We start from the raw sequence: 20,640 nt of genomic DNA on the forward strand, positions 1-20,640 counted from the left end.
GCTCTGCACGACAGAAGAGGAAGTAATGCGCGGAGTATTCGCGGCAGTCTTGGTAGCGCTCAGCGTGATCGCCACTGGCGGCACCGCCCGAGCTGACGACGACGTTCCCTGGACGGTGAGCACCGCCGCCAACAGCTACGGCGCGGACCGGCCGAACTACAGCTACACCGTGAACCCGGGCGGACAGGTCGAGGACGGCCTCGTCGTCGCCAACAGCGGCAAGACACCGCTGACTCTGGCTGTGTACGCCGCCGACGGGTTCACCACTGACGCCGGCAAGCTCGACCTGCTCACCCAGGACGCGAAGTCGACGGGTGTCGGTACGTGGGTGCACACACCGCAGAGTCAGCTGACCGTGCAGCCAGGGCACTCCGCCCTGCTGCCGTTCACTCTGCAGGTCCCCGCAGATGCCACACCAGGTGACCACATGGGTGGCATCATCACATCGCTGGAGAACCACCGGCTGGCCATTCGCATCCGTGTCCGCGTGAGTGGTGAGCTCAAGCCGGCCATGTCGGTCGACGACGTACACCTGCGCTACTCCGGCAAGGGTGACGCGACCCTCACCTACACGATCCACAACACCGGCAACACCATGCTCGCGGCCAGGCCGTCGACCGCCGTCTCCGCCCTCTTCAAGAGCAAGGATGCGAGCACGGCCGCCGACACACCTCAGCTCCTGCCGGGGGAGACCTGGAAGGTCAGTACGACGGTCCACGGCGTCACACCGATCCTCCGGCTCACCGGCAAGGTCACTCTTCTCCCATTGCTCATGGACGCGGCCGGCTCGACCGCAACACTGGACACCGTCACGACCACCACGCACACCTGGACGTTCCCCTGGGTGCTGCTAGTACTCGTAGTTGTTCTCGCTGCGCTTGTCTTCGGTGCCTATCGGCTGATCAAGCGGACCTGAAGTGATCGCCTCTGCGGAGGGCGGTCTGCGGGTGGAACTGGCCGTTGACGGTCGTGTTCCGGAGGAAGACAGCGGACGTGGTCAGGCCTGGGTTGTACTGGCTGGCGTCGAGCTGAGGCCGGTTCTGGATCTGCAGGTGCAGGTGGGGTTCGTCGGTGTTTCCTGAGTTGCCGACCTGAGCGATGGGCTGGCCGGCGTGCACCCGGTCGCCTGCGGAGACCTGCAAGCTGTTCTGCCGCAGATGGGCGAGTACGACGAAGCGGCCGGCACCGATGTCGACGATCAGGACGTTGCCCTCGGGGTGATCGAGGTCAACGCTTCCGACCGGCTGGTCGGGGAGCGTGCTGATGGCTTCCGTGACCACACCGTCGCCTGGGGCCAGCACTGGCTCACCGAAGGCGTAGTAGTCGTCCAGGTTGCGTCCGGCACCGGTGTGAGTGCTGTTGTCGTGCACCTTGAGGATGTCGAGCGCGTCTCGCTGGTTCGCCGCGATGTGGTGGTAGTTCACCAGTTCGGCGTTTCCCCCGTGCCCGACGTACCACTCGCCTGTCAGCGGTGAGTCGATGGCGACACCGTCGCTCGCCGGGCGGAAGGTGATCGCGAGCTGGGCGGCGAGGAAGACGGAGCCGATGGCGACCAGTGCGTTGGTCGCCGCGAAGGTGCGGCGCCGGGGAATCAGGATCGCGGCTGCCGGCAGCACGATCATGCCGACGATGAAGATCGGGTAGGCATTCCCGAAGTCCGCCCGCAGTACGTCGTACGTCCCCGGCAGGATCGTCAGTGCGACGAGGGTCCAGAAAACCAGGTGGATGACGGACAGCCGACGGCCGGTGCCGGACCGCCGCTGCCGCAACCTCGACACGATCAGCACAGGCACCACCAGGTAGACCAGTGCGACCAGCCCAAGGAACGTGATGCCGCTGGTGAAGCACACCGCCCCGACGACAAAGCCCGTCACCGCAAGCTGCGCAGTACGTCGGGTGACGTCGAAGCGGGGCGCCGGTCCGTCCACCCGGGTCAACCCGAGCGGGAGAGCGATCACGGCGAGGGCGAGGACAAGCAGTCCGTTGAAAGCGATCTCCGGGCTGCCCGGTAACGCGACCAGGACCCGCGTCAACACCGGCACGAGCGCCAGCACCGCGCAACCAGCGACAACGACCACACCGATCGCGACGTTGCGCCGACCGAGTCCGACATAGCCGGTGTCCGTCGAGGTGAGCCACGCGAGCAGCAGCCCGATCACGCAGAGACCAACAGGCACAGGCGCGACGCCGAGATCCAACAACGCCATGGCAATCCCGACGCCCCCGAGGATGAGCGCCGTACGACCCCTGCGCCGTTGACGCGGGGCAAAACCAGTAGAGGTAGTCATACCCCGACCCTCACCGCCGCCCTGCCCCACCAGCCAGGGCACCACCTCCCAGATCCCACTCAGGACCTGACTCCCACCTCTCCGGGACAGGTCAGCGTCACCTGCAAACCCAGGTGGTCGGTGAGGTACCCCGAACCGCTCGGCATCGGCCGGCGGTCGGCAAAGAAGTTCACCACGTCCACCTCGGACGCCTCGAACGCACCGGCGATCGCCGTGTACCGCTCGCTCAGTTGGGAGCCGACCAGCGGGATACCCCGGGTGTTGAGCGAGGCGACGGTCAGTTGGTGACTCATGGCCCCAGTCTTACCGGCCCGGATCGAGCGCGGTAATACTGATCGGATGGGGGTAGCTGAGGCTCGACGGGCTTATGAGGCGCGCGCGTGGGGGCGGGCGTACGAGTTGTTTGCGGCGGCGGATGGGCTGGATGCCGAGGATTTGGATCGGTATGCGGTCACCGCGATGCTGCTGGGGCGGATGGAGGACTATCACGCCATTCGAGAGCGCGCGTACGACGAGTTGCTCCAGCGGGGCGACCTGCTGGGGGCGGCCGCGGCGGCGTTGTGGACCGGGATGCAGCGGACGTTCGTCGGTGAGGTGGCGACCGGCGGTGGCTGGATGGCTCGTGCGAAGGGGCTGGTCGAGGAGGACGGGACGGACTCGGTGCCGGCTGCCTACCTCAGGATGAGTCAGGCCTTCGCGGCGACCAGTCCGGAGCAGGCGGTCGCGATCAGTGCCGAGGCGGTTGCCGCGGGGCGCCGGCTCGGCAGCAGGGACCTGGTCGGGCTGGCGTTGCACCAGGAGGGTCTGTTCCTGCTCGAGGCCGGACAGGTGGCTGACGGTCTGGCGAAGCTGGACGAGGCCATGGTGGAGCTGAGCTCGGGTTCGCTCTCGCCGATGGTGACCGGGATCGTCTACTGCGGCGCGATCCTCGGCTGCTGGACGGCGTACGAGCTGCGGCGCGCTGAGGAGTGGACGACCGCGATGGCGCGGTGGTGCGAGGCCCAGCCGGACCTGGGCAACTTCACCGGCGAGTGCAAGGTACGCCGGGCCGAGCTGAAACAACTGCGTGGCGCCTGGACCGACGCCCGCACCGACCTGGCCGCGGTCAGCACGGCGGATGTCGACGTGTGGGCAGCCGGTTGCGCGGCGTACGTCCGTGGCGAGCTGGACCGGCTCCAAGGACGCTTCGATTCGGCTGAAGAGTGCTTCGCCGAGGCAAGCAGCCTCGGCTACGACCCCCAGCCCGGGCTGGCCCTGTTGCGTCTCGCCCAGGGCAGCACCGAGGCCGCCGCCGCGATGATCAAGCGCCGGCTGGCCGAGTCACAGGCCGACGCGAAACGCGTGGAGCTTCACCTGGCCGCGACCGAGATCCTGCTGGCGGTGGGTGACGTCGGGTCGGCCGCCGACGCTGCCGAGGGGCTGCGCGTCCTCGCGGACCGGTTGCGGACGACGCTCGTGGAGGCCTCGAGTGCGCAGGCGCAGGCGATGGTCCGGCTCGCCGAGCAGCGGCCGGATGCCGCCCTGCCCCCAGCACGGTCGGCGCTCCGGAAATGGGTCGAACTGCGAGCGCCGTACCAGGAGGGGCGTACTCGCCTGCTGATCGCGGACGCGTGCCGTGCGCTCGGTGACGACGAGTCCGCGGACCGGGAGACCGCTACCGCGCGAGCGACCTTCGAGAAGCTGGGTGCGTACACCGAGCCCACGGATCGGCTGCTCTCACCGCGCGAGATCGAAGTACTACGGCTTGTCGCCACCGGGGCCACGAATCGGGCGATCGCGGCCCAGTTGGTGCTGAGCGAACGGACCGTCGACCGGCACGTGAGCAACATCTTCACCAAGCTCGGCGTCTCGTCCCGGTCCGCGGCGACGGCGTACGGCTTCGAGCACAAGCTGGTCTGACGGGTACCCACAGACCCAGCCGACGCGGTTGGGTGATTTCGCCGACGCGGCACCCCAGCCGGGATTCCTACCTTCGAAGCACCATCGAAGGAGGAAAACCATGCAGTACGAAACAGTAGTGATCGGAGCCGGCCAGGCCGGTCTGTCGGCGGGCTACCACCTCGCCCAGCGCGGTGAGCCGTTCGTGATCCTGGACGCGGCCGATCGGGTCGGCGGATCGTGGCTCGAGCGGTGGGACTCGCTCGCGCTGTTCACCCCGGCCGGTCACAACGGGCTGCCCGGCGTCAAGTTCGGCGGCTCCTACCGATTCCCGTCGCGGGACGAGATGGTCGCCTACCTGGAGCGGTACGCCGAACGGTTCGAGCTGCCGATCCGGCTGGGAACCCACGTGGACGGGTTGTTCCGCGAGGGCGACGGCTTCCGCGTCACCGCCGGGGCGGAGTCGTTCGTCACCCGCAACGTGATCCTGGCGACCGGCTATCACCGGGTGCCGAAGACGCCGGCCTTCGCGAGTGAGCTGGCGGCCGACATCGTGCAACTGCACTCCGCCGACTACCGCAACCCCGGGCAGCTGCAGCCGGGCACCGTGCTGATCGTCGGCGCCGGGAACTCCGGGGCCGAGATCGGGGTCGACGTCGCCAAGGACCACAAGGTGCTGCTGTCCGGGCGCAACGTCGGCTACATCCCGATCGAGATCCGCAGTTGGCAGGGCAAGGTGTTCTTCCCGGTGATCTGGTGGGTGTGGGAGCACATCCTGACCGAGGACAAGAAGCCGGGCCGGAAGATCCAGGCCGAGTCCCTCGCCGGCCACAGCGAGTTCCTGATCCGGCAGAAGGAGAAGGATCTCGTTGCCGCCGGCATCGAACGGGTCGCCCGCGTCGAGGCCGTGGTGGACGGACGCCCGCAGACCGAGGACGGCGTACGCCTCGACGTCGCCAACGTCATCTGGTGCACCGGGTTCACCCCCGGCTTCAGCTGGATCGACCTGCCCGGCCTGGACTCGTCCGGACGCCTCGCCACCGAGCGCGGCGCGGTGATCGGCCAACCCGGCCTCTACGTCCTCGGCCAGCAGTTCGAGTACATGTTCAACTCCCACACCGTCGGCGGAGTCGGCAAGGACGCGGCGTACGTCGTCCGCCACCTGGCGCAGCGGACGACCCGGACCGAGACCCCCAGCGAGGTCTGAGCTATTTGACCTCGAGTTCGCCGAGTTCGGACCAGTCGTTCTGGTCGAGTTTGAAGTTGACGATGCGCGGGGTCTCGACCAGGTGCCGGGGGAGGTGTTGCTGGGCGGCCTTGAAGTGGTCCGACGTGACGTGGGCGGAGGCGGCGGCGTCGTCGGCGAAGGCTTCGACCAGGACGTACTCGGCGGCGTCGTCGAGGGAACGGGACCAGTCGAACCACAGGCAGCCCGGCTCGCTCCGGGTCGCCGCGGTGAAGTCCGCGGTGATGGACGACCAGTTCTCCGCATGCTCGGGCTTCACGCGGAACTTGGCGGTGATGAAGATCATGGGGCTAACCTCCGCTGAATCGATGGGACCGGGTCGATGCTATCGGTCACCGCGCCGGGGTCGTCGTCGCAATCTGAGATCAGCGCAGCGTGAACCCGGTACCCACGGGGTCCCGGGGGTCGAGGGTGAAGGTGGCGGTGCCGGTGCGGTAGGCGGCGCCGGCCACCTCGGTGACGACGCCCGCGGCGGTCTCCTCGACCACCCGGCCGACGAACGTGGTCCCGACGATGGAGTCGTGGTGCAACACCTGACCGGGACCCAGCCGGCCCTCGTCATGCAGCAACGCCAGCCGGGCCGACGTCCCCGAGCCGCAGGGGGAGCGGTCGGCCTCACCGTCGGCGAAGATGGCGATGTTCCGCTGGTGCGGATCACCGTCCACGGAGCCGAGGTCGTCGTACAGGATGGTCCCGTAGAGACCGCTCAGCCGGGGATCCGTGGGATGTACGGCCACCGGGTCGAGCGCCCACTTGATCTCACGCCCGATCGCGACGAGCCCGGCGTACGACGAGGGCTCGACCGAGAGCCCGACCGACGACGCCGGCACCGACGCGTAGAACGCCCCGCCGAAGCTGATGTCCGCCACCACCTCACCCCGCGACGTGGACACGGGCACACCCCGGGACACGACGTACGCCGGAACGTTGCGAAAGGCAACGCCCGTGACGGCGCCGCCGGAACAGGTGACCCGGGCAACGACCCGTCCGGACGGTACGTCGATCACCACGTCCGTGTCGCCGTCCGCGGCCGCCGGAACCAGCCCGGTCTCCACCGCCCACGTCCCGAGCGCGATCGTCCCGTGCCCGCACGCGGTCGAGTAGCCGTCCTTGTGCCAGAACAGCACGCCGAAGTCCGCGCCGTCATCGTTGCCTGGGACAACGAAACAGCCGTACATGTCCGCGTGTCCACGCGGTTCGTTCACCAGGAGCCGGCGAACCGCGTCGATCGCCTCGGACGACTGGGCGGTCACCCGCCGGTCGGGCACCGACGTCCCGGGGACCTCCACGGAAGTGACGATCCGGAAGGGCTCGCCGGCCGTGTGGTAGTCGACGACGCTCACCGCATTCACGGTCAGAACCCCAGCTGCTGTCGGAGCGACTCGAGCGTGTGCGCGGACTCCAGGGTCCGCTCGGTGTCCGCCGCCGCGACGGCCTGGGCCAGGGCGTCGGCGGTCACGATGGTGGTGAGCACCTCCGCGGTGATTCCGGTGACCGTGTTCGGCACGTGGACCGCGACCGTCACGTCACCGGCCAGCTGCTCGGCGATGATCTGCTCGCTGAGCAGGATGATGCCGGCCCCGACCGCGCGGGCCCGGTCGATCACGATCTCCGCGTCGATGAGGAGCCGGCCGGGCGCGATCACGATCACCACGTCGTCGGGCCCGACCGCGAGCAGGTCGTCGGCCAGGCGGAAGCCGGCCGTCTGGATGCACCGGCTGCGGAGTCCGAACCGGCGCAGCTTCAGCGTGAGGTGCTCCGCGGCGACGTAGTTGGCGCCGAACCCGTACGCCACCACCTCGCGCGCGTTCACTATCAGCCGGACGGCCTCCTGGAACGCGTCCATGGACATGTGCTGGTTGAGGAACTCGATCCGCTCGATCGCCTCGGTGATGACCCGGTCCCAGACGTGCTTGGGGTCGCCGCCGGTGGCTGCCAGCCGGCTCTGCAGTCTCTCTTCCCGGCGGCTCTGGTGCTGGAACGGCGAGGCGACGAGATCCTTCAGCTCGGCCAGGCCGGCGTACCCGAGGGACTGCAGGGTCCGGATGACCGTCGCGTTGCTGGTCTTGCTCGCCTGACCGAGCTCCTGCGCGGACAGGTAGAGCAGTCGCTCCGGCGAGATCTCCGACAGCGACCGGCAGACCGCGCGGGACGCGGGCGTGAACTCGTCCCAGTGCTCGCGGATGCGCCGGCGGAGATCGGCCAGCGCCGGATTCTTCGTAACCCCTGCTACCTCATCGGCCATCTGTGTATCATCCGTTCCCATCGCCGCTGTAACAAACCATCCAACAGAGCTGGTTCTGTAATACATCGTAAGGAAGCTCATGCGGGCCCCAGCATGCCTGCACCCCGATGCCGATCTCACCGAAGGACGTCCATGACTGATACCTCGGCCTTCTACCAGCGTGGCGCGACGCCGATCTTCGCGTCGCAGGCGGATCCCCGGCTGCACTACTGCCTGTACGTACCGCAGCGCCTGACCGATGACGACCGTGCGCCGCTGGTGGTGGTGCAGCACGGAACGGCCCGGTCGGCGACGAACTACCGCAACCAGCTGAAGGACTGGGCCGAGGACCAGGGCGTGGTGGTCCTGACGCCGATCTTCCCGGCCGGGCTGGTGGATCCGAACGACCTGCACAACTTCAAGTTCATCGAGTACCGGGGGATCCGGTTCGACCGGATGCTGCTGGCGATCGTGGACGAGGTCGCGTCTCGTTTCCCGGTGGCCGCCGAGCAGTTCTACCTGCACGGGTTCTCCGGCGGCGGGCAGTTCACGCATCGCTTCCTCTACCTGCATCCGGAGCGCCTGGCCGCCGTGTCGATCGGCGCGCCCGGGCGGATCACCCAGCTGGACGACACGTTGCCGTGGTGGCTGGGGACGAAGGGGTTCGAGGAGAAGTTCGGCCAGCCGATCGACTTCGACGCCCTCCGCCGGGTGCCGATCCAGCTCGTCGTCGGCACCGAGGACGTCGAGAGCTGGGAGATCATGAACCCCGGCGAGTCCAACTGGATGGACGGCGCCGAGCTCACCGGCAGCACCCGGATCGAACGCCTCCGGACGCTGGAGAAGAACTACCGGTCGCACGGTCTGGACATCACCTTCGACCTGGTCGAGGGCGCCGCCCACTCGGGCCGCAAGATCCTCCCGACGGTCGAACGCTTCTTCACAGACCAACTCAAGAACCGGTGAGCCCCAGGTAGGTCAGTACGGCGAGGACGCGGCGGTTGCTGGTGTCGTCGTCGGTCAGACCGAGCTTGCCGAACAGCGACGTGGTGTGCTTGCTGATCGCACTCTCGCTCAGGAACAGCCGTTGCCGGATCGCCTGGTTGGACAGGCCTTCGGCCATCAGGCCGAGTACGTCGTGCTCGCGCTCGGAGAGCCGGTCGAGTCGCTTGTTGGCCGTACCGCTGGAGAGCAGTTTGGAGATGACGGCCGGGTCCATGGCGGTCCCGCCGGCGGCTACGCGTTCCAGTGCGTCGATGAACTGATCGGCCTCGAAGACGCTCTCCTTGAGCAGGTAGCCGACGCCGCTGGCGCCGTCGGTCAGGAGCTCGCGCGCGTACAGCTGCTCGACGTGCTGGGACAGGATCAGCACCGGCAGGCCAGGCACCTCGCGGCGGGCGGCGAGGGCGGCTCGCAGGCCCTCGTCCGTCTGCGTCGGTGGCATCCGGACGTCGATCACCGAGACGTCCGGCCGCCACTTCAGCAGCGCGTCGAGTGTTTCGGGCCCGGTGGTCGCCGTCGCCACGACCTCGTTGCCGTAGGCCTCGATCAGGCGAACCATCCCGTCCCGCAGCAGGTAGAGGTCTTCGGCTACAAGGATTCGCATGGCACCGTCATCTTCGCACGCGTCGGGCCACCGGCCGGGCTGCTGATCTCCAGCGACCCGTCGAACGCCGCGAGCCGTCGGCGCAGCCCGCCGAGCCCGCCGGCCGCATTCGCCTCGGCGCCGCCCCGGCCGTCGTCCTCGACGGTGACCACGATGGCGGTGTCGTCGTGCGTGATCGTGATCCGGGCCTGGTCGGCCTGGGCGTGCTTCACCGCGTTGGTCAGCAGTTCGGCGATTCCGAAGTACATGGCGGACTCGATCGGCGGGTCCAGCCGCAGTTCACCGTCGGCGCTGACCTCCGTCTCCAGCGAGCTGTCCAGGGCCAACGCGCGTACGGCGTCCACCAGCCCGCGCTCGTTCAGCACCGGTGGGTTGATGCCGCGGACCAGTTCACGGAGCTCGGACAGCGAGGTGGCCGCGCCGACCCGGGCTTCCTTGAGCAGCGCCTTGGCCTGCGCCGGGTTGGTCTCCATCAGCTTCTCCGCCGTCGCCAGCGACAGCCCGAGCGCGACCAGCCGCGCCTGCGCTCCGTCGTGCAGATCCCGCTCGATCCGGCGGATCTCGGCGGCCTGCGCGATCGTCGCGTCCGCCCGCTGCGCGGTCAGCTCGTCGACTCGGTCCGACAGGGCCATCGCCGGCGTCGGGCGCAGGAACAGTACGGCGATCGGCCCGAACGCAAGCCACGCGTACGGCGCACTCGCCACCGCCACCGCCAGGCCGACGACTCCGAGCACGGGCATCGACCGCGCGAACCCGAGCACCGCTGCGGCAACCCCAGCCGGCGGAATCGCGGCGGCCGGCCCGGCCGTCACCGCCAAGATCGCGGCGAACCGCAGATCCCGCCAGTTCGCCGGATCCGTCCACCGCACCCGCATCGCCAGATCCTTCTCGGCGTCCCGGCGGCTGCGTTCGTACGAATGGCCGTTCCACCAGTAGCCGGTGGACAGCTGGGTCACCGGCCCGCGCTCCCGATAGCCGGCCGGGATCACCGTGCCGGTCCACCGGGCGACGAGCGTACGGACGATCCCGCAGACCGGCCGGACGAGCAGGACAGTGCCGACGCCGGCCCACACCAGCGGCGCGATCCAGGTCCACGGGTTCCGCCACCAGATCGCCACCAGTACGGCGGAAGCCCACACGGCCGGCACGATCAGGCTGATCGCCACGACGATGCACGCCCGGACGAACCCCACGCCGGCCCTCGCTACCCACGCCATCGAAAACCTCTTCCTCGTTACGGTTGGTGATTTCACTGTGCACCATCCCCACCGCGAAATCGGCCGGATCGACGCTGAAGTAGGGCTAGCCCCACCCCACTGTCCGTCCAGCCGCATATCGGGCCGCCGGCACTCTCCGTAGCGTCGGAGCCATGCCGAACAACACGCTTCCGGACACGTCAGCCGCCCCGATCACCACCGCCGCGTCGCGACTGTGGTTCGTCGACAACCTGCGGATCGTGCTGATCTCGCTGGTGATCCTGCACCACATCGCGTGCATCTACACCGGGCTCCCCGCCTGGTACTACACCGAGACGCCGACCAGTGGAGCCGCCGGGCTCGGCCTGTCGGTGTTCGTGATGCTCAACCAGGCCTGGTTCATGGGCGCGTTCTTCCTGCTGTCCGGGTACTTCTCGCCCGCGTCGTACGACCGCAAGGGACCGCGCGCCTTCCTCCGCGACCGGCTGATCCGGCTCGGGATCCCGTTGCTGGTGTTCTACTTCGTCCTCAACCCGATCCTGTACCTCGGCTCCGGCAGTTACCTGCGCACCATCGGTTCCGGGCCGCTGTGGTTCGTGCTCGCGTTGCTCGTGCTCGATGCGTCGTACGCCGGACTCCGTCAGCTGACCGGGTCACGGGTCCGCGATCCCAAGCCGCTCACGGTCCGCATGGTGCTCGCGTTCGTGGTGGCGCTCGCGGTGGCGACGTACGTGCTGCGGATCGTGATCCCGATGGGGTACGGCGTACCGGTGATCGACTTCCCGAGCGCGGACTACCTGCCGCAGTACGTCAGCTTCTTCGTCGTGGGGGCGGTGGCGTATCGGCGTGGGTGGTTCCAGACCACGTCCGCCAGGACGGGCAAGGTCGGACTCGGCCTGGCCGTCGGGGCCACTCTGGTGTTCCTCCCGCCCGCGATCGGCGACGGGAGCGGAGCGTGGGTCGGGCATGGTTCGCTGAGCTCACTCTTCTACGCGCTGTGGGACTCGACCTTCTCGGTCGGCCTCGTTCTCGCGCTGCTCACGTTCTTCCGGCGGAGGTTCAACACGCAGGGCCGGGTGCGCCGGTACCTGTCCGCTCACGTGTTCACCGTCTATGTCATCCACGCATTGCTGGTGACCGCGGCCGGCCGGGTGCTCGGGATGTTCGAGCTGCCGTCCCTGGTCAAGGTCGGGATCGCGGCGGTCGTGGTGCTGCCGGCCTGCTTCCTGCTCGCCGGACCGGTCCGGCGGCTACCCGGCGTACGGCGAGTGCTCTGAGACAGACGTCAGCCGCTGTGCCCGGCATGGGCAGCAGCGGCTGACGTTTGCTGTAGAGCGGCCTGGACGGGTGGGTCAGGCGGCTTGCGGCACGCGGTTGCGGTTCTTCGCGGCCCAGACGGCCCGGCGCAGTTTGGCCTTGTCCGGGTAGCCGGCCGTGCGGCCGATCTCGTACACGTCGTGGCTGCGCATGTTGACCATGCCGGCGACGTACCAGACCGGGCTGCCCTCGGACAGCATCGTGATGATCATGTTCTCGGTGGTTGCGGTGGTGTTCATCCTGACCCTCTCCTTTGGTCGCTCTTACTGGTACGTCGCACCAGGGGTGCCGGAATCGACACCACCGCGACAAGTTTTTTGGCTAGTTTTGGCGCGGTGACGATCACTCCGAGCGATCCGTACGCCGCCTACTCCGCCCTCCGCCTCTCCGGGCCGGTCCATCGCATCGCCGGACCCGACGGAAGTCCCTCCTGGCTCGTCACCCGGTACGACGACGTCCGCCGGGCCCTCGCCGACCCACGGCTGTCCGTCGACAAGCGGCATGCACTGCCCGGGAACTACCGCGGGCTGAGCCTCCCGCCCGCCCTCGACGCGAACCTGCTCAACCTGGACCCGCCCGACCACACCCGCATCCGGGCCCTCGTCGCCCGCGCCTTCACCCCGGCCCGCGTCGTCGCGCTGGCCGACCCGATCCGTCGTACGGCGCGCGCCCTGCTCGAACCCGTCGTCCGTGAGGGCCGGGCGGACCTGGTCGCGGACTACGCGGCACCCCTACCGATCACGGTGATCTGCGACTTGCTCGGCGTACCGGAGGACATCCGGACCGACTTCCGGGCCTGGACGGACACCATGCTCGCGCCAGCGGGCCCGGACGAGGCTCGATCGGCGATCGGCGCGATGCTGCGGTTCTTCGCGGAGCTGATCGCGAGCAAGCGGTCGGTGCCCGGCGACGATCTGGTCAGCGACCTGATCGCGGCGCGGGACGACGACGATCGGCTGACCGACGACGAGTTGACGTCACTGATCTTCCTGATCCTGTTCGCCGGTTACGAGAACGTCGTTCACCTGATCGGCAACGCGACGCTCGCACTGCTCGACGACCCGGCCCTCTGGGACCAGCTGCTCCGGGACCGGTCGCTCCTGCCCGGCGCCGTCGAGGAATTGATGCGGTACGACGGGCCCGCGCCGCTCGCGATCAGGCGGTTCCCGACGGAAGACGTGGAGATCGGTGGCGTGGTGATCCCGGCGGGGGAGACCGTGCTGCTCGGGCTGTCGTCGGCGAACCGGGATGCGAGCCGGTTCGCGGACCCGGACCGGGTGGACTTCGACCGCGTCGCCGGCGGGCATCTCGCACTCGGTCACGGCATCCACTACTGCCTCGGTGCGCCACTGGCCCGGCTCGAGATCGCGATCGCGCTCGAGGCGCTGCTCGACCACACCCCTGAGTTGGCCCTCGCCGTCCCGCGATCCGAGCTGCGCTGGCGCGACACGATCCGTACCCGCGGACTCCTCGAGCTCCCGGTGCTGACCAAAACAGAGCGCCCCGATCGATGACCGGGGCGCTTGTCCGTGTGGGTCCCGGGGGGAGTGGGACCACCACACGTTGGGGGGACTTTGACGTTAACAAGGCGAGGGGGTCATGCGCGAACCCAGCTCGTCGAAAGGCACCAAACCTGCGCTCAATGGCTGGTTCGCTTCCGGTACAACCAAGTCGCCAGCGTGACCGAGAACAGGAGTAGACCACAACACCACGCGAGTGCGATCCAGCCGTTGTTCCCCATCGGCGTCCCGATCAGAAGACTGCGCACGGTCTCGATCACCGGCGTGATCGGCTGGTGCTCACTGACCGGCCGTAACCACGACGGCATCGTCTCGGGCCGGACGAACGCGCTGCTCAGGTAGGGCAGGAAGAGCATGAAGAAACTCAGCGTGCTGGCCGATTCGACCGACTTCGCGATCACGCCGAGCCCGGCCGCGAGCCACGACAGCGCGAGGACGTAGAGCAACAGCAACCCGATCGTCGCGAGCCAGTCGAGCACGCCTCCGGCCGGCCGGAACCCCATCGCCAGCGAGGCGAGGATGACGATGGCTGTTGACGCGGCGTTCCGCGCGACACTCCCGGTGACATGGCCGGTCAGGACGGCGAAGCTGCGGATCGGCAGCGAGCGCAGCCGGTCGATCATCCCGCTGTGCATGTCGTCCGCGACCACCATCGCCGTCGACGCGGCGCCGTACCCGGTGGTGAGCAGCAGGATCCCGGGGACGACGTAGTTGATGTACTCCGTGCCGGTGCTGATCGCCCCGCCGAACACGTACACGAACAGCGCCATCATCAGCAGCGGCATCAGGATCGAGGCGAACAGCGTGTCGACGTTCCGCCGCGCGAGCCGGACGCTGCGATCCATCATCGTCACCGCGTCCGAGATTCCCTGGAATGACATGTCGGCTCCTAAGCGGTCAGCGCGAGGAAGACGTCGTCGAGCGTCGGCCGGTGTGACGACACGCGCTCCGGCTGCAGCCCGTTGTCCCTCAGGACGTCGAGCACGTGATGCAGGTGCGCCGCTGTACCGTCCGACGGAAGGCTCAGCACGTCCTGGCCGACGGTCCCATCGAGTACGCCGGTTGCCTTGAGCAACTCGGGTTCGGTGCGGAAGCGGAGCTCGATCCGTTCGCCGCCGATCTGCGCCTTGAGCGCATCAGCGGTGCCGGTGGCAACGATCCGGCCGTGGTCGAGTAGCACGATCCGGTCGGCCAGCCGGTCCGCCTCTTCCAGGTACTGCGTGGTCAGCAGGATCGTCGTACCGTCGCGGACCAGGTCGCCGATCGCGTCCCACATCGTCGACCGGCTGGCCGGATCGAGGCCGGTGGTCGGCTCGTCCAGGAAGATCACCCGCGGCCGCGCGATCAGGCTCATCGCCAGGTCGAGCCGCCGGCGCATCCCGCCGGAGTAGGTCTTCACCCGCCGGTCCATCGCGTCGGTCAGCCCGAACTGCTCCAGCAGCTCACCCGTCCGGCTTCGGGCCGCGGGTCTGCCCAGATGCATCAGGCGGCCGATCATCACGAGGTTCTCCCGGCCGGTCTGGTTCTCGTCGACCGCGGCGTACTGCCCGGTCAGGCTGATCACGCCGCGGACCTTGGCCGGCTCGCGGAGTACGTCGTACCCGGCGACGGTGGCCCGGCCGGCGTCAGGTCTGGTCAGCGTGGTCAGGATGCGCACGGTGGTGGTCTTGCCGGCGCCGTTCGGTCCGAGCAGGGCGAGCACCGAACCCTCGCGGACCCGCAGGTCGACGCCGGTCAGCACCTCGGTCGCGCCGAACGACTTCCGCAGTCCGGCTGCCTCGACGATCATGGTCCCCTCCTTACTGCGTATTGAGTACGCTAAATAGCGTAGCAGGTACGCAGTACGGCCTGGCAAGCCCTACACTGACCGGGTGGACGCGGGAGAGAAGGCCGAGCTGCCCGAGTTGCCGGCCGACGTGGCGCTGATGTGGCGCTTGCGGGAGTCGCCCCGGCGCGGGCCGAAGCCGTCGCTGACCCTCGACGACATCGTCCGGGCCGCGATCGAGATCGCCGACGAGGAGAACGACCTGGCCGCGGTCTCGATGGCCCGGGTCGCCGAGCGGCTGGGCAACTCGACGATGGCGCTCTACCGGCATGTGAAGAGCAAGGACGACCTGCTCGTGCTGATGTCGGACGCCGCGATCGAACGCCCCGACCCGACGCCGGCCGGGATCGACTGGCGGACCGGTCTGACGTTCTGGGCGGACAACGTGCTCACCGCGATCCGCAGACACCCGTGGTACGCGCGGATCCCGATCTCCGGCCCACCGGCCGGCCCGAACAACCTCGCCTGGTTCGACTCCGCCCTCGCCGCGCTGCAGGACACCGGCCTGCCGGAGGAGGCGAAGGTCGGCATCGTGATGGGCCTGATCACCTACGTCCAGGGCGAGGTCCGGATGGCCTTCGACCTGGCCCGCGGCTACAAGGACAACCCGGCGGCCTTCCAGCAGTTCGGCGCCACCCTGGCGCGGGTCGCGGACCCCAGGGTCTACCCGGCGGTCGCCCGCACCGTCGAAGCGGGCGTCTTCGACGAGGTCGGCAGCTTCGAGGAAGACAACGAGGCCGACTTCGACTTCGGCCTGCAGCTCTATCTGGACGGCGTGGCCGCCTTCATCGACCGCGTCTGTCAGTCCAGCTGAATGATCGCGTCGGCTGACGGCGCGGTGGCGGCGATGAGTCGGGCGTTGCGCTCGTCGGAGCCGAAGGCTCGTTCGCGGGCCTCCTCGGGGGAGCGGCCGTAGCGGCGGTGCCTGGCTTCCAGCCGTTCGTGCCGGAGTTGTTCGGGCACTTCGACGTACCAGCACTGGTCGAGGAGCGTGCGGATGGTTGCCCAGGGCAACTCGTCGAGGAGGAGGTAGTTGCCTTCGGTGATGATCAGCGTGACGTCCGGTGCGACTCCGATGCTCGCGGCAATCGAATCCTCCAGGCCGCGGTCGAACCGCGGTGCCCAGATCAGCTCGTGCGGGGTCTCCTTCAGCCTTTTGAGCAAAGCGACGAAGCCGTAGCCGTCGAACGTGTGCGGCGCCCCCTTCACGTCAGCCAGTCCCAGCTCCTCCAGGACGGACTGTGCCAGGTGATACCCGTCCATCGGCACGAGCGCGACCTTGTGCCCGTCGGCGGTGAGCTTTGCGGTGAGTTGCTCGGCGTACGTCGACTTGCCGGCCGCGGGTGCTCCGGTGATCCCGAGGATGGATCGCCGGCCGCGAGTGGCCAGGGCGACGGCACGGTCGTAGGCGGCGGCCGGGTCGAGTGTGAGCACCCGTCGATCCTAGGGTGTGCCGGTCGCGCGCAGGCCGAGGTCGCTCTCGTGCTGCTCGTGGACCAGGCGACGTGCGACGGATCCGGTGGCCTCGAGTTGGAGGGTGTGCGGTGCGTCCGGCAGGCGGAAGCCGAGCGCGGTCATCGTGTCGAGGCAGCGGGCGCTTCCCAGGATCGCCCAGCCTGTGCGTGCCGCCGGAGAGAGATCCAGGTCCTCGGCCAGGGCTAGCTCGTCGCCGATCCAGGCGCGGGTGCTGGTGTGCAGCGCGCCGCCGACCTCACCGTGCCGGCCGAGGACCAGCGACTCCCTGAGCTCGGCCGTGCATCCTGCTGCGAGGCGTACGGTCGTGGTCCGCGTGACGTCGGCATCCGCGGAGACGACGAACGGTTCGCCGTACCAGTGCAGGCTCGCGTTGTTTGTCAGCTGGATGTCGACGTCCCAGCGCGCGGACGCGCCGCGCATCCCGTAGGCGACGGTGCCGGCCGTTTCGATGATCTCCAGTCGCACCGGCCCGTCGGCTGCGACCTCGATCCGTACTTCGTCCCCGGCCAGCAGCAGTGCACCCGCGGCGACCAACGCGATCCGGACGGCGCCGGGCGGCGCGGGGAGGCGGCGCGGCGAAAGGTGATCGGTGCTCACCATGCACCGATCGCGGACCGGATCCGCGACCACGTCGATACGCGCGGACATGCTGTCGCGTTCTCAGCGTCCGTGGGCGTGGGTGTGCGTGATCAGTTCGCCGTTCTCACCGACGTGTGAGTGCGGTGCCATCGGCCCGGGGTCGACGGGCGTGTGATCGCCGCTGCGAACAGTGGCCGTCATCGACACCACCCAGTGTTTGAGCTGCGCGACGGATGCGGGGTCGGTGCGGGAGAGCGCGAGTACCGGCTTCCCGTCGCGTGCCGCCTCGGCGTCCTTCACCATCTGATCGACGTCGACCCCGACGTACTGCGCGAGGTCGGTCTTGTTGACGACGAGCAGGTCCGCCCGCGCGATCCCCGGCCCGCCTTTGCGTGCGACGTCGCCACCGCCGGCCACGTCGAGGACGAAGATCTGCGCGTCGACGAGGGCGGGGGAGAAGGTCGCGGTCAGGTTGTCGCCGCCGGACTCCACGAGGACGACGTCGAGCGGGGCGAAGTCGCGTTCGAGATCTTCGACGGCGATCAGGTTCGGGGTCACGTCGTCGCGGATCGCGGTGTGCGGGCAGGCGCCGGTCTCGACGGCGCGGATCCGCTCCGGATCGAGTACGCCGGCCGACCGCAGCAACCGTGCGTCCTCGTCGGTGTAGATGTCGTTGGTGATCACGCCGAGTCGCAGCTCGTCGGCCAGCTCGCGGCAGACGGTCGCGATCAGCGAGCTCTTCCCGGTGCCGACGGGACCTGCGACGCCGAGCCGGAAGGACCTGGGTGCGGTTTCAGGCATGGAACAACCTCACCTTCTCGGTGGAGTGGTTCTGCGCGAACAGGTCGACCAGCGGTGCGCCGTTCGCGGGAATCTTCTCGATCTCGGTGAGCGCCGCGACGTCCGTGACGAGCCGCTCGATGTCGTCGTGCAGTCCGATCAGCCAGCCCGCCGCGTCGGCCGGATCGACCGGCAGCAACTTGAGCGAGGCGGCGACGACCGTCTGCGCGTCGTCGTACGCCACCAACCGCGCAACCTGCTCCGCCGACAACCCGGTCACGGCCCCGATCACGCCAACCACAACCGGCCGGGCGACCTCACTATCTGCCGGCAGACAACCCACCACCTCCGGCCAAATCCGAGCCGCCAACCGCAAGTAGGCCCGCCCTTGCCGCCGCGAGGCCGCCCGCAACACTTGACTGGGTGTTCGCGCCGCCCAAGCTCCTTCAACCACCCCGACATCATGGGAGCTGGTGAGGGTGGTGTGGCGAGCCACCACCGCGACGGCGGCCTCGACGCGAGTGATCGACCGCAGGCGGTCGCGGGCGTAGGCGGCCACGTCGCCGAGCTGCTTGCCGTCAGCACCTAACCCGGCCCGGACCGCGGGCTCCAACCCAGCGGACTGCGTGTGCCCACCGGTCGGCAACCGCCCATCCGCGAGCATCAGCGCAACCACGTCCGGCGAGCTCATCAGAACATCGCATAGAGCTGGGCGAGCGGGAGAACCTCGGCCGGAGCCGGCTGGATCAGATCGCCGTCGACCTTGATCGCGAACGTCTCCGGATCGATGTCGATCGCCGGCAACGCACTGTTGTTCTTCATGTCCGCCTTGCCGATCTCCCGCGTCGGCCGTACGCCGAGCAGCTGCCGGCGCAACCGCAGTCGTTCCGCCAGCCCGTGCTCCAGCGCCGCCGGCGAGACGAACGTGAACGACAGATCCGCCCCGATCGCATCCCCGAACGCCGGCCGCATCAGCACCGGCTGCGGTGTCGGGATCGACGCGTTCGGATCACCCAGCGCCGCCCACGCGATCGCGCCGCCCTTGATCACCAGGCTCGGCCGTACCCCGAAGTACCGCGGATCCCACAGCGTCAGATCCGCCAGCTTCCCGGGCTCCACCGACCCGACCACCTGATCGATGCCATGGGCAACCGCCGGGTTGATGGTGTACTTCGCGACGTACCGCCGGACCCGCTCGTTGTCCGCCGGCAGGCCACCGTCGAGCGCGCCGCGCCGGTGCTTCATCACGTGCGCGACCTGCCAGGTCCGCGTGATCACCTCGCCGATCCGGCCCATCGCCTGCGCGTCGGACGACGTCACCGACAACGCGCCGAGGTCGTGCAGGATGTCCTCGGCCGCGATCGTGGTCGCCCGGATCCGCGACTCGGCGAAGGCGAGATCCTCCGGCACGTCCGGGCTGAGGTGGTGACACACCATCAGCATGTCGAGGTGCTCGGCGACGGTGTTGACGGTGTGCGGCAACGTCGGGTTCGTCGAGCCGGGGATGACGTGCGGGTACGACGCGATCGAGAGGATGTCCGGCGCGTGACCACCGCCCGCGCCTTCGACGTGGAACGCGTGGATCCCGCGACCGGCGATCGCGTTCAGCGTCGACTCGACGAAGCCGGCCTCGTTCAGGCTGTCCGCGTGGAGCGCGACCTGCAGACCCCACTCGTCCGCGGCCCGGAGCGCGGCGTCGATCGCGGCCGGCGTCGAACCCCAGTCCTCGTGCACCTTGTACCCGGCCGCACCCGCGAGCGCCTGCTCGGCGAGCGCCTCCGCGCTGACCGTGTTCCCCTTGCCCAGCAGCAGCACGTTGAGTGGGTACGCGTCCAAGCTCCGATGCATCTGCTCGAGGTGCCACGCGCCCGGCGTGACCGTGGTCGCCTTCGACCCTTCGCTCGGCCCGGTCCCGCCGCCGACGATCGTGGTGATCCCGGTCGCCACCGCTTCATGCAACTGCGACGGCGACAACAGATGCACGTGTGAGTCGATCGCCCCCGCGGTGAGGATCCGCCCCTCACCCGCGATCACATCCGTCGACGGCCCGATCCGCAGGTCCGGGTGGACGCCGTCCGCGATGTCCGGATTCCCCGCCCGCCCCAGCGCGACGATCCGCCCGTCCCGGATCCCGACATCGGCCCGCACGATGCCCCACCAGTCCACCACCAGCACGTTGGTGATGACAGTGTCGGGAGCCCCATCCGCCCGGGTCGCCGTACCCTGCCCCATCGACTCGCGAATGGACTTCCCCCCACCGAACACCACCTCCTCCCCACCGACGGTGAGGTCCTCCTCCACCTCGACCCAGAGGTCGGTATCACCCAACCGCACCTGATCCCCAGCAGTCGGCCCGTACAGGGCGGCATACGCAGCCCGCGAAATCTCAACCATCGCGCTTCACCTGAATCCCAGGCACGCGACGCAATCCCTTGAGCGCAACGAGCTGTACCTCGCGGGAGGCGCCCGGCTCGAAGCGCTGCGACGTACCTGATGGGATGTCCAGTCGGAAGCCCCGAGCGGCCGCGCGATCGAAGGACAGCGCAGTGTTCGCGTCCGGCAGGTGCAGGTGGGAGCCGATCTGGATCGGGCGGTCGCCCGTGTTCACGATCACCAGTCGCAAACGCTCACTGTCCGAACGATCTGTGTTCAGCTCGATCGTTCCCGGTCGGACGCGGATTTCACCTGGAGCATTCATGCGTCTC

The 20,640-nt window shown here is 68.7% G+C and carries 23 protein-coding genes; 7 read left to right on the plus strand and 16 right to left on the minus strand.

Annotated features, from left to right (window positions below; genetic code table 11):
• Nucleotides 1-25 precede the first annotated feature (25 nt).
• Nucleotides 26-916 (plus strand): COG1470 family protein, encoded by an 891-nt coding sequence (locus ACZ6O0_RS25210; protein WP_465767425.1) that lies wholly within the window; start codon nucleotides 26-28, stop codon nucleotides 914-916.
• Here the strand turns inward: ACZ6O0_RS25210 and ACZ6O0_RS25215 are convergent.
• Together ACZ6O0_RS25215 and ACZ6O0_RS25220 are read right to left on the minus strand one after the other, a co-directional pair.
• Nucleotides 903-2,207 carry a M23 family metallopeptidase gene (locus ACZ6O0_RS25215; RefSeq protein WP_465767426.1) on the minus strand — a complete coding sequence of 435 codons (1,305 nt, stop codon included), beginning with the start codon at nucleotides 2,205-2,207 and terminating at the stop codon, nucleotides 903-905. The two genes, ACZ6O0_RS25210 and ACZ6O0_RS25215, sit on opposite strands and share 14 nt — an antisense overlap.
• A 140-nt stretch (nucleotides 2,208-2,347) precedes the next feature.
• Nucleotides 2,348-2,581, minus strand: a complete 234-nt coding sequence (locus ACZ6O0_RS25220) for a hypothetical protein (RefSeq protein ID WP_465767427.1) — start codon at nucleotides 2,579-2,581, stop codon at nucleotides 2,348-2,350.
• Between the two features lie 46 nt (nucleotides 2,582-2,627).
• Here ACZ6O0_RS25220 and ACZ6O0_RS25225 point away from each other — a divergent pair, with 46 nt between their 5' ends.
• Nucleotides 2,628-4,187, plus strand: a complete 1,560-nt coding sequence (locus ACZ6O0_RS25225) for a LuxR C-terminal-related transcriptional regulator (protein WP_465767428.1) — start codon at nucleotides 2,628-2,630, stop codon at nucleotides 4,185-4,187.
• Nucleotides 4,188-4,287: 100 nt separating this feature from the next.
• On the plus strand, nucleotides 4,288-5,373 hold the full coding sequence (locus ACZ6O0_RS25230; RefSeq protein WP_465767429.1) for a flavin-containing monooxygenase: 1,086 nt from the start codon (nucleotides 4,288-4,290) through the stop codon (nucleotides 5,371-5,373).
• A gap of 1 nt (nucleotide 5,374) precedes the next feature.
• Here ACZ6O0_RS25230 and ACZ6O0_RS25235 read toward each other — a convergent pair whose 3' ends face one another.
• The 3 genes from ACZ6O0_RS25235 to ACZ6O0_RS25245 all read right to left on the minus strand — a co-directional run bounded on the left by ACZ6O0_RS25235 (nucleotide 5,375) and on the right by ACZ6O0_RS25245 (nucleotide 7,657).
• Entirely contained in the window at nucleotides 5,375-5,698 is a 324-nt protein-coding gene (locus ACZ6O0_RS25235; RefSeq protein WP_465767430.1) for a putative quinol monooxygenase, read from the minus strand.
• Nucleotides 5,699-5,777: 79 nt separating this feature from the next.
• Nucleotides 5,778-6,764, minus strand: coding sequence for a proline racemase family protein (locus ACZ6O0_RS25240; RefSeq protein WP_465767431.1), 987 nt, complete (start codon nucleotides 6,762-6,764; stop codon nucleotides 5,778-5,780).
• A 2-nt stretch (nucleotides 6,765-6,766) separates the two neighbouring features.
• Nucleotides 6,767-7,657 (minus strand): MurR/RpiR family transcriptional regulator, encoded by an 891-nt coding sequence (locus ACZ6O0_RS25245; RefSeq protein WP_465767432.1) that lies wholly within the window; start codon nucleotides 7,655-7,657, stop codon nucleotides 6,767-6,769.
• 132 nt (nucleotides 7,658-7,789) lie between these two features.
• Here ACZ6O0_RS25245 and ACZ6O0_RS25250 point away from each other — a divergent pair, with 132 nt between their 5' ends.
• Nucleotides 7,790-8,602, plus strand: coding sequence for an alpha/beta hydrolase family protein (locus ACZ6O0_RS25250; protein WP_465767433.1), 813 nt, complete (start codon nucleotides 7,790-7,792; stop codon nucleotides 8,600-8,602).
• Here ACZ6O0_RS25250 and ACZ6O0_RS25255 read toward each other — a convergent pair.
• On the minus strand, nucleotides 8,589-9,242 hold the full coding sequence (locus ACZ6O0_RS25255; protein ID WP_465767434.1) for a response regulator transcription factor: 654 nt from the start codon (nucleotides 9,240-9,242) through the stop codon (nucleotides 8,589-8,591). The genes ACZ6O0_RS25250 and ACZ6O0_RS25255 overlap by 14 nt on opposite strands.
• On the minus strand, nucleotides 9,227-10,459 hold the full coding sequence (locus tag ACZ6O0_RS25260) for a sensor histidine kinase (RefSeq protein ID WP_465767435.1): 1,233 nt from the start codon (nucleotides 10,457-10,459) through the stop codon (nucleotides 9,227-9,229). Before ACZ6O0_RS25260 ends, ACZ6O0_RS25255 begins: the two co-directional genes overlap by 16 nt.
• Before the next feature lie 152 nt (nucleotides 10,460-10,611).
• Here ACZ6O0_RS25260 and ACZ6O0_RS25265 point away from each other — a divergent pair, with 152 nt between their 5' ends.
• Nucleotides 10,612-11,715 carry an acyltransferase family protein gene (locus ACZ6O0_RS25265; RefSeq protein WP_465767436.1) on the plus strand — a complete coding sequence of 368 codons (1,104 nt, stop codon included), beginning with the start codon at nucleotides 10,612-10,614 and terminating at the stop codon, nucleotides 11,713-11,715.
• A 75-nt stretch (nucleotides 11,716-11,790) separates the two neighbouring features.
• Here the strand turns inward: ACZ6O0_RS25265 and ACZ6O0_RS25270 are convergent, their stop codons facing one another.
• Complete coding sequence (locus tag ACZ6O0_RS25270; RefSeq protein WP_465767437.1) at nucleotides 11,791-11,994, minus strand: hypothetical protein; 204 nt, start codon at nucleotides 11,992-11,994, stop codon at nucleotides 11,791-11,793.
• A 96-nt stretch (nucleotides 11,995-12,090) separates the two neighbouring features.
• Here ACZ6O0_RS25270 and ACZ6O0_RS25275 point away from each other — a divergent pair, with 96 nt between their 5' ends.
• The gene (locus ACZ6O0_RS25275) at nucleotides 12,091-13,269 is read left to right on the plus strand and encodes a cytochrome P450 family protein (protein WP_465767438.1); all 1,179 of its coding nucleotides are present in this window, start codon (nucleotides 12,091-12,093) and stop codon (nucleotides 13,267-13,269) included.
• Between the two features lie 125 nt (nucleotides 13,270-13,394).
• Here the strand turns inward: ACZ6O0_RS25275 and ACZ6O0_RS25280 are convergent, their stop codons facing one another.
• Both ACZ6O0_RS25280 and ACZ6O0_RS25285 read right to left on the minus strand, forming a co-directional pair.
• Nucleotides 13,395-14,156 carry an ABC transporter permease gene (locus ACZ6O0_RS25280; protein ID WP_465767439.1) on the minus strand — a complete coding sequence of 254 codons (762 nt, stop codon included), beginning with the start codon at nucleotides 14,154-14,156 and terminating at the stop codon, nucleotides 13,395-13,397.
• 8 nt (nucleotides 14,157-14,164) lie between these two features.
• Nucleotides 14,165-15,064: an ATP-binding cassette domain-containing protein gene (locus ACZ6O0_RS25285; protein ID WP_465767440.1), complete on the minus strand. Its 900-nt coding sequence runs from the start codon at nucleotides 15,062-15,064 to the stop codon at nucleotides 14,165-14,167.
• Nucleotides 15,065-15,146: 82 nt separating this feature from the next.
• Here ACZ6O0_RS25285 and ACZ6O0_RS25290 point away from each other — a divergent pair, with 82 nt between their 5' ends.
• Nucleotides 15,147-15,914, plus strand: coding sequence for a TetR/AcrR family transcriptional regulator (locus ACZ6O0_RS25290; RefSeq protein WP_465767441.1), 768 nt, complete (start codon nucleotides 15,147-15,149; stop codon nucleotides 15,912-15,914).
• Here the strand turns inward: ACZ6O0_RS25290 and ACZ6O0_RS25295 are convergent.
• Genes ACZ6O0_RS25295 through ureB form a run of 6 tightly spaced genes read right to left on the minus strand, consistent with a single transcriptional unit; the run spans nucleotide 15,902 to nucleotide 20,633 of the window.
• Nucleotides 15,902-16,534, minus strand: coding sequence for a nucleoside/nucleotide kinase family protein (locus ACZ6O0_RS25295; protein WP_465767442.1), 633 nt, complete (start codon nucleotides 16,532-16,534; stop codon nucleotides 15,902-15,904). The two genes, ACZ6O0_RS25290 and ACZ6O0_RS25295, sit on opposite strands and share 13 nt — an antisense overlap.
• Before the next feature lie 9 nt (nucleotides 16,535-16,543).
• Complete coding sequence (locus ACZ6O0_RS25300) at nucleotides 16,544-17,224, minus strand: urease accessory protein UreD (RefSeq protein WP_465767443.1); 681 nt, start codon at nucleotides 17,222-17,224, stop codon at nucleotides 16,544-16,546.
• 12 nt (nucleotides 17,225-17,236) lie between these two features.
• Nucleotides 17,237-17,956, minus strand: a complete 720-nt coding sequence (gene ureG, locus ACZ6O0_RS25305) for an urease accessory protein UreG (RefSeq protein WP_465767444.1) — start codon at nucleotides 17,954-17,956, stop codon at nucleotides 17,237-17,239.
• A complete protein-coding gene (locus tag ACZ6O0_RS25310; protein WP_465767445.1) occupies nucleotides 17,949-18,626 on the minus strand; it encodes an urease accessory protein UreF in 678 nt (225 codons plus the stop codon). The genes ureG and ACZ6O0_RS25310 overlap by 8 nt, the downstream gene beginning before the upstream one ends.
• Complete coding sequence (locus tag ACZ6O0_RS25315; RefSeq protein WP_465767446.1) at nucleotides 18,626-20,329, minus strand: urease subunit alpha; 1,704 nt, start codon at nucleotides 20,327-20,329, stop codon at nucleotides 18,626-18,628. The genes ACZ6O0_RS25310 and ACZ6O0_RS25315 overlap by 1 nt, the downstream gene beginning before the upstream one ends.
• Entirely contained in the window at nucleotides 20,322-20,633 is a 312-nt protein-coding gene (ureB, locus tag ACZ6O0_RS25320) for an urease subunit beta (RefSeq protein ID WP_465767447.1), read from the minus strand. The genes ACZ6O0_RS25315 and ureB overlap by 8 nt, the downstream gene beginning before the upstream one ends.
• Nucleotides 20,634-20,640 lie beyond the last annotated feature (7 nt).

It is taken from the genome of Kribbella sp. NPDC048837, from assembly GCF_055586945.1.

What these genes read in the sequence shown, in the direction of transcription:
- ACZ6O0_RS25210 (WP_465767425.1), top strand. Translation starts at nt 26, where the DNA reads ATGCGCGGAGTATTCGCGGCAGTCTTGGTAGCGCTCAGCGTGATCGCC.
- ACZ6O0_RS25215 (WP_465767426.1), bottom strand. Translation starts at nt 2,207, where the DNA reads ATGGCGTTGTTGGATCTCGGCGTCGCGCCTGTGCCTGTTGGTCTCTGC.
- ACZ6O0_RS25220 (WP_465767427.1), bottom strand. Translation starts at nt 2,581, where the DNA reads ATGAGTCACCAACTGACCGTCGCCTCGCTCAACACCCGGGGTATCCCG.
- ACZ6O0_RS25225 (WP_465767428.1), top strand. Translation starts at nt 2,628, where the DNA reads ATGGGGGTAGCTGAGGCTCGACGGGCTTATGAGGCGCGCGCGTGGGGG.
- ACZ6O0_RS25230 (WP_465767429.1), top strand. Translation starts at nt 4,288, where the DNA reads ATGCAGTACGAAACAGTAGTGATCGGAGCCGGCCAGGCCGGTCTGTCG.
- ACZ6O0_RS25235 (WP_465767430.1), bottom strand. Translation starts at nt 5,698, where the DNA reads ATGATCTTCATCACCGCCAAGTTCCGCGTGAAGCCCGAGCATGCGGAG.
- ACZ6O0_RS25245 (WP_465767432.1), bottom strand. Translation starts at nt 7,657, where the DNA reads ATGGCCGATGAGGTAGCAGGGGTTACGAAGAATCCGGCGCTGGCCGAT.
- ACZ6O0_RS25250 (WP_465767433.1), top strand. Translation starts at nt 7,790, where the DNA reads ATGACTGATACCTCGGCCTTCTACCAGCGTGGCGCGACGCCGATCTTC.
- ACZ6O0_RS25255 (WP_465767434.1), bottom strand. Translation starts at nt 9,242, where the DNA reads ATGCGAATCCTTGTAGCCGAAGACCTCTACCTGCTGCGGGACGGGATG.
- ACZ6O0_RS25260 (WP_465767435.1), bottom strand. Translation starts at nt 10,459, where the DNA reads ATGGCGTGGGTAGCGAGGGCCGGCGTGGGGTTCGTCCGGGCGTGCATC.
- ACZ6O0_RS25265 (WP_465767436.1), top strand. Translation starts at nt 10,612, where the DNA reads ATGCCGAACAACACGCTTCCGGACACGTCAGCCGCCCCGATCACCACC.
- ACZ6O0_RS25270 (WP_465767437.1), bottom strand. Translation starts at nt 11,994, where the DNA reads ATGAACACCACCGCAACCACCGAGAACATGATCATCACGATGCTGTCC.
- ACZ6O0_RS25280 (WP_465767439.1), bottom strand. Translation starts at nt 14,156, where the DNA reads ATGTCATTCCAGGGAATCTCGGACGCGGTGACGATGATGGATCGCAGC.
- ACZ6O0_RS25285 (WP_465767440.1), bottom strand. Translation starts at nt 15,064, where the DNA reads ATGATCGTCGAGGCAGCCGGACTGCGGAAGTCGTTCGGCGCGACCGAG.
- ACZ6O0_RS25300 (WP_465767443.1), bottom strand. Translation starts at nt 17,224, where the DNA reads ATGTCCGCGCGTATCGACGTGGTCGCGGATCCGGTCCGCGATCGGTGC.
- ureG (WP_465767444.1), bottom strand. Translation starts at nt 17,956, where the DNA reads ATGCCTGAAACCGCACCCAGGTCCTTCCGGCTCGGCGTCGCAGGTCCC.
- ACZ6O0_RS25310 (WP_465767445.1), bottom strand. Translation starts at nt 18,626, where the DNA reads ATGAGCTCGCCGGACGTGGTTGCGCTGATGCTCGCGGATGGGCGGTTG.
- ACZ6O0_RS25315 (WP_465767446.1), bottom strand. Translation starts at nt 20,329, where the DNA reads ATGGTTGAGATTTCGCGGGCTGCGTATGCCGCCCTGTACGGGCCGACT.
- ureB (WP_465767447.1), bottom strand. Translation starts at nt 20,633, where the DNA reads ATGAATGCTCCAGGTGAAATCCGCGTCCGACCGGGAACGATCGAGCTG.